Source organism: Enterococcus sp. DIV2449a (genome assembly GCF_051711225.1).
Classification (GTDB): Bacteria; Bacillota; Bacilli; order Lactobacillales; family Enterococcaceae; genus Enterococcus_D; species Enterococcus_D casseliflavus.
Window position 1 is genome coordinate 2,690,432 of record NZ_JBIOME010000001.1, and the last position, 11,657, is coordinate 2,702,088.

Here is an 11,657-nt window from a genome sequence, read left to right on the forward strand (position 1 = left end):
CAAAAAATCAGGAGGAATCAAATGAGTACGATCGTTATCAAAGTACCAACTTCAACTATCCAAAAAATGCAGCAATTTTATCAACGAGAATTGCTGGCGAAGAAAGTTCCTTATACAGTGTTTGTCGCCAAAAAAGGGCCAACGACGATCACTGCTTATACGTCTGGAAAAGTCATGTTTCAAGGAGCGACTGCTGAAAAAGAAGCTTCCTTATGGGGCGATACGGCTAGTGCTGTACCGGATAAGAAAAAAGCGACTGTTTCAACCACTGCGTTGCCAGCAGGATTTAGCGAAAAAAGCGTCGTCGGCAGTGACGAGGTCGGCAACGGCAGTTATTTCGGTCCTTTGGTGGTCTGTGCCGTCTATGCCAAAAAAGAGCAATTGCCACAGCTGAAAGTCTTAGGTGTCAAGGACTCAAAAATGCTGACAGATCCAGAGATCCGTAAGATGGCGCCGAAAATCAAAGAATTGGTTCCTTACCAATTGCTCACTGTCACGCCCAGAAAATACAACGAGATCCAACCAAAATACAACACGGTCCGAATGAAAGTTGCTTTGCATAATCAAGCCATTCGTTTGCTTTTGCAAAAAATTGCTCCTGAGACACCAGATGCCATTTTGATCGATCAGTTCACGAGCGAAAAAAATTATCGCACCTATTTAAAGTCGGAACAAGCAGCGGTCACTGAAAAGCTCTATTTTGCGACGAAAGGGGAACAATATCATCTAGCAGTAGCGGCAGCCTCTATTTTATGCCGTACAGTCTTTTTGGATGAATTAGATGCAGCCTCCAAAGAAGTCGGTATGCGTTTGCCTTCTGGCGCCCACGCAGCTGCTGACCAAGTTGCAGCAAAATTACTGCAGCAAGGTGGCATAGCACTATTAGGCCAATATGCCAAACTGCATTTTGCGAATACCGAAAAAGCACAGAAACTCGCCAAGCTGTGAGTTATCGTATTTTCAAAAAAACTGCCGCTACTTCTGAATAAAGGAAGCAGCGGCAGTTTTTGTCCTCAGTACCAGTTGAATGCTGGGAATCAAAGCCCTAAGCCCGCTGCTTCGATTCCCATCGTGATCAACCCAGCCAAATAATTTTCTGAAAACCGATCGGAAAAGTGTAATTTTGGCAAGACGCCATATTGAAACACTGCTGCCAGCTGCTTTTCCAAAAAGGAGCGCGACACGAGCGCCTGCCATTCAGAGGGCAAAAACAAAATGACTTGATGCGGGTCCGTCACTGCCACGATCGCTTGAAGAGTGGCAGTCACTTGTTCTGGGATCGCCTCTGTTGCCAAAGGGTAAGAAGCCGTGTAGAGATGCGGCAAATGCTTGATTTCGCCACTTAAATGGTTGGCTCCTTTAAAGAGCTGTTGGTCGATGACCAGTCCCGCACCTGGCGGATAATTTTTCGGAAAATAAATGCCAGCCACGATTTTTTTCTCTTCTTTGAAATGGAATACCGCTGCATTCACGTCATTCTCAATAAGCGTTTTTACCGCGATCTCCTTTTCAATCAATTCCCCTAGCGCCATGTCCTTAAATGCTGGAGCATCCATGATCTTCAGTCTTCCAGCAATTTCCACACCAGGAATTCCCACGACTGCCAAGCTGATTTTCGGGTATTCCTGTTTTATCTGACGAATCACTTGCAAGAACTGCGGCAATCGGCCCTCTGCTGACTGCTCATGATGCAAAATGTTCCCGATGAGATCGACGACTGAAAAACGAATCACGATCTGCTGGTCTTCTTCGATAAACTGAATGATCAACAACAGTGTCCGTTGCGCATTGTACTGGTAAGCCGCAGCTTGACGTCCTCCCGTTCGTTGCGGTTGATCCGTCGTCAAAAGCAACTGCTTTTCAATCAATTCAGGAAGCAGCTTGTTGATCGTTACCACGCTTAATTGAGAGGCATCTGCCAGTTGGCGCTTGGTCATAGGCGCTTGCTGCTGTTTTAGCAAATCCAGCAATACTGCCTGATTATGTAATTTAATGGTCGTTGGCTGATAAGCTTTCATTTTTCTCCCCCTCAACGCTCCTATTTTAACAGATAAAAAGCTGGGAATATACCTTTATTAATTTTGTTAACAAAGGTATAATAGAAGCAACTTATTAAACAAAGTTTACTAAGTTCAAAAAAAAACGATTTATGTTGCTTATTAAAGGAGTTGTCGATAATGAAAATTGAACACATCGCACTATATGTCAATGATTTGGAAAAAATGAGGACATTTTATGAAACCTACTTTCAGGCGGTCAGCAACCCAAAATACCATAATCCGAAAACAGGCTTTCAATCCTATTTTTTGACTTTTGATTCTGGAAGTCGGTTAGAATTAACGACCAAGAAATTTTTAAGCCCTCGTGTCAGCGAGAGCTTAGGCTACACTCACCTTGCGATTGCAGTTGGTGATCAAGCTGACGTCGATCGATATGCTCAACGGTTTGTTGAAGATGGCTACCCTCTTTTAAATGGTCCTCGTACAACAGGCGATGGCTATTATGAAGCAGTTGTCCAAGACCCCGAAGGCAATTTGATTGAATTAACCACCGACGATTTACCGTCTTAGAAAGGATTTTGCAATGAAAGAAGACTTTGATTATCAAGCGATGTTGGCTGGTCAATTGTATCAAGCTGCTGGCATTCTCCCTGAGAATGGCTCAGCAGAGGGAAAAAAACGTGCCCAGGAAATCAACCATTTACCAGTCGATGACCGAGAAGGAATCATCGCCAAAGAAAAAGCACTCTTTGGCAAATTTGGGCAGCATTGCTTTGTCCAACCACCCCTTTTTGTTGATTATGGTCGCCATGTTGAGATTGGTGATCACTTTTATGCCAATATGGATTGCATTTTTTTAGATGTCAATAAGATTCTGATTGGTGATCATGTGATGGTGGGACCACGGGTCAGCTTCTATACCGCCGGTCATCCGATCGATTCTGTGGTCCGCAGTCAAGATTTGGAATTTGGTCTCCCGATCACCGTCGAAGATTACGTTTGGATCGGGGGCAATAGTACGATTTTACCAGGTGTAACGATCGGCAAACATGCCATCGTCGCTGCTGGTTCCCTCGTCACAAAAGATGTGTCGCCGAATACGATCGTCGGCGGCAATCCAGCCCGTGTGATCCGTGAGATTCAGCCGGCTGACAAAGAACATTGGGAAACTGCCGCCCAGCTCTATCATCAAAAACGAGCAGACTGGCAGAAGCAGCAAAAATAACGAAACAAAAGGAGACGCCATGATTTTTACAGACTATCACGTCCATAGTGATTACAGCGATGATTCTTGGTATTTGATGGAAGATGTAGTCAAAGACGCCATTAAACTAGGCTTAGCAGAAATCTGCTTTACCGATCATGTGGATTATGGAGTCAAAGAAGACTGGCAAGCGACGGATACGTACCTCGTCGGGGCCAATAAAGTTGTAAAAAATGTCTACTACGACTTGTATTTTAACGAACTGTCACGCTTAAAGGAAACATACAGTGACCAAATCAAGCTAAAAACTGGGCTGGAATTTGGGATACAAATGCACACGATCCCACAATTTACCCGTCTTTATCATTCGCATCCCTTTGACTTCATTTTACTTTCCGTTCATCAGGTAGACGATCAAGAATTTTGGACTGGAGAATTTCAAAAAGGACGCAGCCAACAGGAATGCTACGAGCGCTATTATGATGAAATGTATCAGCTAGTCACGACATATAAAGAGTATTCCGTCTTAGCCCATATGGATTTGATTCGTCGTTATTTAGATAAAGAGAAGGACGCTTTTGAACAAACGAAAGAACAAATCGCAGAGATCTTGAAAGTCGTGATCAAAAATGGCAAAGGCATTGAACTGAATACCTCTTCCCACCGTTACGGAATCAACGGGTATACGCCATCGATCGAGATCCTCAAGCTTTATCGTGACTTGGGGGGAAGCGTGATAACCATCGGCAGCGACAGTCATAAACCAGAACACCTCGGGTTTCAAATCAAAGAGGGACAAGATCTTTTACGGTCATTAGGATTTACTAAGCTCTGTACGTTTGAACAGATGCAGCCGATTTTTCATCGTTTTGCTTAACCTGCACAAAAGCTCGATCTTTTGCAAAAATCATCCCCTCGTCTTTCGTTATGAACCTAAGTATTTTAAACAATAAAAAGAACGACCGCTTCAATCTGCGGTCGTTCTTTTTTAGAAATCAGTTCGTCCAAGCAGCAACTTCTTCTGGGTGATTGGCTACCCAATCTTTGGCTGCATCTTCGGCTGACGTTCCGTCATTGATTGCTAACATGACTTCTTCCATGTCTTCTTGTGTCCAGTTGAAACGATCAAGTACTTCGTAGACTTCTGGCATGTCATCTGCTAATCCTTGGCGTACAACAGTGTTGATGCTTTCTGCTTCACCCATTGTTCCTTCTGGATCATCCAGATATTTCAGATCATATTTCGCAAACATCCAATGTGGAGACCAGCCAGTAATAACGATCTCATCTTGGTTCTTGATGGCTTGGCCTAATGCCACTGTCATCGCTCCTGAAGAAGAGGTAGCGACATTCCAATCGGAAAGGTTGTCATACGTTGCAACCGTATTTTCCGCTGCATTTACGACACCAGCGCCTGGTTCGATACCAGTGATGGTTTTTCCAGCTTCGTCAGAAAGGTCTGCGATGGAATCTACATCCATATAACTTGGTACAACGATCCCCAGTTTTGCCCCCTCTAAGTTAGGACCTAAGTTTTCAACTTGGTCTTGGTACTGTTCATACTGGGATTGATGCGTAGATGGCAGCCAAGCAGCAACCATCCCGTCAACTTCCCCTTTTGCCACCGATTCCCACATGATGGCATTATCCAAAGGCGTCGTGTTGACTTCGTAGCCCATTTGCGACAAGACTTCTGCCACCACATGGGTAGATGCAACTTCCGTATCCCATTCGACATACGCCAAGTTCACCGTGCCTTTGCTGTCAGAAACATTTCCAAAGGCAAACGATGCTCCAATCAAAGCAACGACTGCCGCTGCAGCAATCCCGCCAAAAAGACGTTTTTGTTTGCGACTTGTCTTGCTGGCTGCTTTTTGATGTGCCGAACGATTCAAATTCTGGGTAAAGCGATCCATGATAATCGCCAAAATAACTAAGGATACCCCACTGACAAATCCGTTACCGACTTGTGCTCGTTGCAAGGCGGACAAGACGCCGCGCCCTAACCCAGGAGCACCGATCATTGACGCGATCACGACCATTGATAATGCCAGCATCGTGGTTTGGTTGACCCCAGCCAAAATAGTGCTTTTGGCTAGTGGCAATTCTAATTTGATCAGTTTTTGCCAGCCAGTCCCACCGAAGGAATCAGAGGCTTCCACCAATTCACGAGAAATTTGGCGAATCCCTAAGTTCGTCATCCGAACGGTTGGTGGTAGAGCAAAGATCACTGAGGCGAAGACCCCTGGAACCATCCCGATCCCAAAGAAAGCAACCGCAGGAATCAAATAAACGAAACCAGGCATCGTTTGCATAAAGTCTAAGATCGGCGTCACGATACTTTGCGCTTTTTCGCTTTTCGCCATTAAGATCCCTAGTGGAATCCCAATGATGATCGAAACCAAACTCGACAATAAGACCAACGTCACGGTGTTCATCAAGTCTGTCCATAACCCTTGGTTATAGATGAACAGCAACCCGACAAAAGTAAAGGCTGGCAAGCCGAATTTTTTGCGTGAAACGAAAAAGGCAGCAGCCGTCAATAAGACGATCATTAATAACGGTGGTACAAACAGTAATACATTTGTAATAGCGTCCATGATAAATTGTCCGAAAGACTGTAAGGCTGAAAACAATCCACTGAAAGTTCCTGTTAGCCAATCAGTAAAGTTTTCGACCCAATCAGCCACCGGAATCGTATGTTGTAAGAAATTATCCATTTGTCACTACCCCTTCCTCTGCTTGAGCGGCTGAATCAGTCTCAGCCAATGCTTCAATCACACTTCCGCGGATCACGACTCCGATCAAACGATCGTTTTCTACCACAGCTAAAGGTGTAGGCGAATCATAGATCAAATTGAAGATATCCGTTACCAGCATATCTTTATCGATCTTTTTAACATTTTTATCAATAACTTCCTTCAAGGTCAGATTGTTTTTCCGTGCCTCACGAGCAGACTCGGCTGTCAGGCTTCCTTTTAGGTGACGACGTTTGTCGACGGCTAACAGCATGCTGACTTCTTCTTTCCGCATCCGGTTCAATGCTACGCTTGGTCCATCGATCTCGATGTTCGTCGTCAATGCTGGGACCATGATGTTTTGCGCAGTCAAGACTTTGGAACGATCGACATCTTCCACGAAATCACGCACGTATTGGTTGGCAGGATTCGTCAAAATATCTTCTCCTGTACCGATCTGCATGATCTGACCATCTTTCATTAAAGCGATCCGGTCACCGATCCGCAAGGCCTCGTTCAAATCATGGGTGATAAAGATAATCGTTTTTTGAACATTGGCTTGCAATTCTAAAAGTTCATCTTGCATTTCACGGCGAATCAGCGGATCTAATGCTGAAAAGGCCTCATCCATCAAGAGGATCTCTGGATCATTGGCTAACGCACGGGCAAGTCCTACACGCTGTTGCATCCCTCCAGACAGCTGGTCAGGGTATTGGTCTTTAAAAGAAAGCAATCCTGAGTTTTCTAACGCTTTTTCCGCTTTCGCTGTTCGTTCTTCTTTCGAGACCCCACGGACTTCTAGTCCGTATTCTGTGTTCTCTAAAATTGTCCGATGAGGGAAAAGGCCAAAGCTTTGGAAAACCATGTTGATTTTGTGACGGCGAACTTCTCGTAGTTCCTCTTTACTCATTTTGGCAACATCCACGCCATCTATGTAAATATCTCCGCCAGACGGCTCGATCAATCGATTCAATAGTCGAATCAATGTTGACTTCCCGCTTCCAGAAAGGCCCATGATGACGAAAATCTCGCCTTCGTTGACTTCAAAGTTCACATCATAGACCCCAACGGTGGCACCCGTTTTTTCTAAAATCTCGTTTTTGCTGCGTTGTTCTTTGACCATGGCAAGAGCTTGCTGCTTTTTCTTACCGAAGATTTTGGTTAAGTGTTCCACTTTAACTTTACTCAAATGATTAATACTCCTTTTTCTGAAAAATTTCACGAAAGTGACCATACTATCTTAACAAGATGTGGTCACTTTGTCAAAAAAAATTTCCCCATGCTTTTTCTTTTGCAAAAAAAGCATGGGAATCAGGAAAAAGAATTACGCTGAATGGTCCGTTGGATAGAAGAAATTGGTCATGCGCTGCAACGCCAATTCATTCCCGACAAAATAAATCGTATTGCCTGCACTGAATTTCGCATAAGGTCCTGGTGACAACAACAATTCTTCGGTTGTTTGGATCGCGATGACCGTCGCCCCTGTGGCCTGCCAAACATTCAATTCATTGATACTTTTTTCCAAATGCTGCGCCTGTTCCGTCAGCTGAAGCTCAAAGGGCACAAACGGACTCATGTGGTGTACCTTTTTGGTTTGCTGCACTAGCGTGTTCAACAAGTCAGAAAAATTATCCAGCTCTTGCTGCTGCCGCTCCACACTGTCTAAAATATCTTGTCTAATTTCTTGGATCGACTGCACATCTTGGTATTGTTCCACAAAGGCCTGTGCTTTTTCCTTTGAAGCAATATAGGCGCCGCTGCCATGACGGACGTCCATGATTTCTAAATCAACTAATACATTGATCGCTTTGCGGGCTGTTTCAGGAGAGACATTGAAATTGCTGGCTAACGTTGAGCGTGCATGGATCTTTTGCCCAACTTGGTAGCGATTTTCAACGATTCGTTCCGCGATCGCTACGGCAATCTGCTGATAACGAGGCAAAGCGACCTTCTTTTTATCTTGAAACTTATTCGTCATGATGAACTTCCTTTACTTTTTTTTCATCATAACAAGAAACATTGTTGGTGGCAACTATTCACTGGTTCGCGGATTTTTGATCAAGCGCACACGAATGATTGCCCCTGCCTGCTGCATCTGTTTTTGCAGATCTTGAAGCAGCGTTTCATTTGTCTCATCAAGATCGATCAAGGTATAGGCGACTCCGGCTTTTCTTTCACTTGTCAAATTATCGATATCCACGCCTGCTTCAGAAATGATCCGCAATAATGGGGCAAAAGCACCAGGCTTGTCGTGATAAAACAGCGCTAAGCGATACGGTGCCAAAAAAGGCAACTCTGCATGGGGGAAATTGACCGATTCTTGAATCGTCCCAGCGCGTAAATAGGCATGCATGCGATCAAAAACTACGTGATCCCCCTTTTCCAAGGCATTGGTAGTACTGCCGCCGATATGCGGATAACACAACACTTTCGGTTGTCCGATCAAGCCCGCACTAGGAAAATCAGTGATGTATTGTTTGAGCTGATTTTTGGCTAATGCTTCTAAGACGGCTGCTTCTTCCACGATTTCCCCGCGACCAAAATTCATCAACACTGCATTTTTTTTCATCTGCTGAATCGTTTGTCGATTCAGCATGCCTTTGGTCTCTTGACTTAAAGGGAGCAAGACCACCACAAAATCTGATTCGGTCAACAGCATTTGCAGGTCACTGACTTGCTCGTAATCGTGTGCTGCTTTCTTCGTTCGGGCATAGCCCAAAACCTCCATCCCTAGCTGATGACAGGCTTTTGCCACCCGTTCACCGATCTCTCCTAACCCTAGAATACCGATGGTTTTTCCAGCTAATTCTTCGCCAATCACTTCTTTTCGCCGTTCTTCAGCTACCTTCAACACCTCTTCTGCTTCAATTTGACCGGACGCTAGTTCTTCTTGTAAATCGGCTACCGTCTGGATCGCTTTGAATAAGGGGCGAACGCTGAGAAATAAATTGGATAGCACCAACTCTTTGACTGCATTGGCATTGACACCAGGACTATTGAAAACTACTGTGCCATTTTGAGTACACCGTGCCAAATCGATCGTATTGGTGCCTGTTCCTGAGCGAGCGATCACAGCTAATTCTGGAGTGATCAATTCGTTAGGAACCGTTGAACTGCGCACAAACAGCGCCTCTGGGGCCGCTTGATTTTTTAACGAGTATCCTTTTTTGATTGCTCGCTTAGCTATCGTTTCGGTCATCTTATCTAACTGATAAATCGACTCCATAAAGCAGACCTCCTTTTGTCTTTAGTGCGTATTAGTCAAATAGTACAAAAAAGTGCGGTAAAATGATAGCAATACGCAAGAGAGGATGATTTCTATGCACCTATCGATCACAAATTTTCCAGATGAACAGCCGATCGTTGGTAAAGACTCGCAGCTTCAAGACACAACTTTAGGAGACTATGTCGAAATTGGCGAAGCCAATCACATTGATCATTCTTCCATCGGCAATTATACCTATACGGGGCAATATTGCTTCATTCAGAACAGTCAATTAGGACGTTTTATCAGTATCGCAGCGATGGTCCGCATCGGCCCCACCAATCATCCCTATGAACGCCCTAGTCAGCATCTTTTTGCCTATAATGGCGAAGGCTATGGATTTGCGCCAAAGGACGAGTCCTTCTTAGAAAAACGCAAAGCAAAAACGACCGTCATTGGCAATGATGTCTGGATCGGCCACGGTGCCGTGATCCAATCTGGTTTGACCGTCGGTGATGGTGCCGTGATCGCCTCAAACGCAGTCGTAACCAAAGATGTGCCGCCTTATGCGATCGTCGGCGGGGTTCCAGCAAAAGTGATCAAATACCGCTTTGATCCAGAAACGATCACTGCTTTGCAAGAAATCGCTTTGTGGAATTGGAATCGTGCAGAATTAGAAGCACGCTATTTAGACTTTCGCCTCCCAATCGAAGATTTTGTAGCAAAATACACCCGTTGATTATGCACTTTTTCCGCTTACTACGAGGAATGAATGATAACACATCACAGTCATTCATTCTTCGAAAGTCTTTACCCGGATGATTTTTTAGAAATAAATAAAAAACACAAAATATCTATTGTATCGAGGAATTCCTGTGCTAAAATGGAGAAATCAAATGAAGTTTTTCACGAACTTTTAAAGGAGTGTTCTATTTGTCCATTTTAGACTATCGTCCATTGAATCTATACACCAATTATCGCGAAGCTGCTGAGACGTTTCCTGACACCCCCATCATCCATGATGAAGTGTTGCCAGCATTTCCTGAGCTTGGCTATCGTAGTACCTACCGTTCGAGCCATGAAATGATTTTAAAGCGTGCTTATCAACTTGCCTCACTTGGCGTGCAAGCAGGAGATAAAATCATTCTGTATAAATCTTCAAAATTCGATACGTATTTGTTAGCAACGGCTGCTTCTTACCTTGGTGCCGTTCCTGCTATGATCTCCTATCATTTTCCTGCTGAAACCATCGAAGTGTTTGTGGATCGCTTAGAAGATCCTTACATCTTATTTGATGAAGAAACCGAAGGCCGCGTCGCACAAGTGAAAAATAGCAGTACTGACAAACAGATCGCTGTTCGCCATTTGCTACAACAAACAGAGGAACCAGTGGAACAAACTGAATTACCGGTGGATCAAATTTCCTATATGACCCATACTTCTGGAACGACGGGTATTCCAAAATTGATTTGTCATTCAGCAAACTCCATGGGCTGGCGGACAAAATGGCAAAAAACGATCTTCACCAAGATCGATCGCACCAAAGCTGACTCTGATTTAATTGCGTTCCATATTTCACCGGTGCACTCCCGCTTCAATATCGGTATCTCCTCCTTGATGGCGATGGGCTTCCCGATGATGCCATTAGCCAATGCCAACGGTGCTCATGTCGTAGGCATGTTAAAAGAATACCCACCGATCGCTTTGGAAACTCATCCAAACAATTTTGTCCAATGGAGCTTTGTGGCAAAAGAACAACCAGATGCTTTTGCTAATATTCGTTACTATCACTCAACCTTTGATGCTATCAACAATCAAACAATGGCGACTTTTTTAAATACTTCAGCAACAAAAGAAGCACTCTTTTTACAAGTCTATGGCCAAAGTGAGTGCGGGCCAATGATTCTAAAAGCACATACCTTAGAAAGCATCACTACCAACGATGCCCGTGATATGGGTGTCGGTCTGGAGGACTTAACGAGAGCGCGGATCACCGATGCCGAGGGCAACGAGCTGCCAGCCAATACCGATGGGCACATCCATTTCCTTTCAAAAGGACGCGCGTTGACCTATTATAAAGAAGATCAGCGTTTTGCTGACAATGTCTATGGCGCTTGGTGGGACAGTGGTGATTACGGCAAGATGGATGATCAGGGACATCTTTACTTAAAAGACCGTCAAGTGGACTTGATCAAAAATATTGAAAGCAATCTTGCCTTGGAAGACCTTTTGCTGGATCATTTAGACTTCCTTGCCGAAGTCGTGATCGTTCGCGACAAAGAAAACTCACCGCAACCAATCATTGCTTTAGCACCAAATCGTCAAATGGATTGGGATGCTTGGTGGAAAATGGTGGAAGATCTCCCTCACCTCAATCAGCCAATTTTACGCGACTACGAAGATATCCCACGAACAGCAACCATGAAAGTCCAACGACTACAAATTGAAAAAGAATTCAAAAACGCAGAATAAAGCAAAAGAAATGGCCAGCAGATTTCCCTGCTGGCCAT

The 11,657-nt window shown here is 44.4% G+C and carries 11 protein-coding genes; 6 read left to right on the forward strand and 5 right to left on the reverse strand.

Annotation, left to right across the window (positions count from 1 at the left end; genetic code table 11):
- Positions 1-21: 21 nt before the first annotated feature.
- The gene (gene rnhC, locus IGI76_RS12845) at positions 22-948 is read left to right on the forward strand and encodes a ribonuclease HIII (protein ID WP_167826954.1); all 927 of its coding nucleotides are present in this window, start codon (positions 22-24) and stop codon (positions 946-948) included.
- An 89-nt stretch (positions 949-1,037) separates the two neighbouring features.
- On the opposite strand, the gene IGI76_RS12850 is transcribed toward rnhC, so the two are convergent.
- Positions 1,038-2,018, reverse strand: coding sequence for an ROK family protein (locus tag IGI76_RS12850; RefSeq protein WP_060792827.1), 981 nt, complete (start codon positions 2,016-2,018; stop codon positions 1,038-1,040).
- A 159-nt stretch (positions 2,019-2,177) separates the two neighbouring features.
- Here IGI76_RS12850 and IGI76_RS12855 point away from each other — a divergent pair, with 159 nt between their 5' ends.
- From IGI76_RS12855 to IGI76_RS12865, 3 genes are read left to right on the forward strand one after another with little or no spacing between them, the layout of a single operon-like run.
- Positions 2,178-2,570 carry a VOC family protein gene (locus IGI76_RS12855; RefSeq protein ID WP_016619764.1) on the forward strand — a complete coding sequence of 131 codons (393 nt, stop codon included), beginning with the start codon at positions 2,178-2,180 and terminating at the stop codon, positions 2,568-2,570.
- A 13-nt stretch (positions 2,571-2,583) separates the two neighbouring features.
- Positions 2,584-3,225 carry a sugar O-acetyltransferase gene (locus IGI76_RS12860; RefSeq protein ID WP_231434768.1) on the forward strand — a complete coding sequence of 214 codons (642 nt, stop codon included), beginning with the start codon at positions 2,584-2,586 and terminating at the stop codon, positions 3,223-3,225.
- 19 nt (positions 3,226-3,244) lie between these two features.
- On the forward strand, positions 3,245-4,081 hold the full coding sequence (locus tag IGI76_RS12865) for a histidinol-phosphatase HisJ family protein (RefSeq protein ID WP_231434769.1): 837 nt from the start codon (positions 3,245-3,247) through the stop codon (positions 4,079-4,081).
- Positions 4,082-4,199: 118 nt separating this feature from the next.
- On the opposite strand, the gene IGI76_RS12870 is transcribed toward IGI76_RS12865, so the two are convergent.
- From IGI76_RS12870 to IGI76_RS12885, 4 genes are all read right to left on the reverse strand, one after another.
- On the reverse strand, positions 4,200-5,924 hold the full coding sequence (locus IGI76_RS12870) for an ABC transporter permease/substrate binding protein (protein ID WP_005228611.1): 1,725 nt from the start codon (positions 5,922-5,924) through the stop codon (positions 4,200-4,202).
- Positions 5,917-7,131 (reverse strand): quaternary amine ABC transporter ATP-binding protein, encoded by a 1,215-nt coding sequence (locus tag IGI76_RS12875; protein ID WP_005228609.1) that lies wholly within the window; start codon positions 7,129-7,131, stop codon positions 5,917-5,919. The genes IGI76_RS12870 and IGI76_RS12875 overlap by 8 nt, the downstream gene beginning before the upstream one ends.
- A gap of 135 nt (positions 7,132-7,266) precedes the next feature.
- A complete protein-coding gene (locus IGI76_RS12880; RefSeq protein ID WP_074535519.1) occupies positions 7,267-7,920 on the reverse strand; it encodes a GntR family transcriptional regulator in 654 nt (217 codons plus the stop codon).
- 54 nt (positions 7,921-7,974) lie between these two features.
- Complete coding sequence (locus IGI76_RS12885; RefSeq protein WP_231434771.1) at positions 7,975-9,168, reverse strand: NAD(P)-dependent oxidoreductase; 1,194 nt, start codon at positions 9,166-9,168, stop codon at positions 7,975-7,977.
- A gap of 94 nt (positions 9,169-9,262) precedes the next feature.
- Here IGI76_RS12885 and IGI76_RS12890 point away from each other — a divergent pair, with 94 nt between their 5' ends.
- Together IGI76_RS12890 and IGI76_RS12895 are read left to right on the forward strand one after the other, a co-directional pair.
- Entirely contained in the window at positions 9,263-9,886 is a 624-nt protein-coding gene (locus tag IGI76_RS12890; protein WP_333718669.1) for a DapH/DapD/GlmU-related protein, read from the forward strand.
- Positions 9,887-10,080: 194 nt separating this feature from the next.
- Positions 10,081-11,619 (forward strand): AMP-binding protein, encoded by a 1,539-nt coding sequence (locus IGI76_RS12895; protein ID WP_231434773.1) that lies wholly within the window; start codon positions 10,081-10,083, stop codon positions 11,617-11,619.
- Positions 11,620-11,657 lie beyond the last annotated feature (38 nt).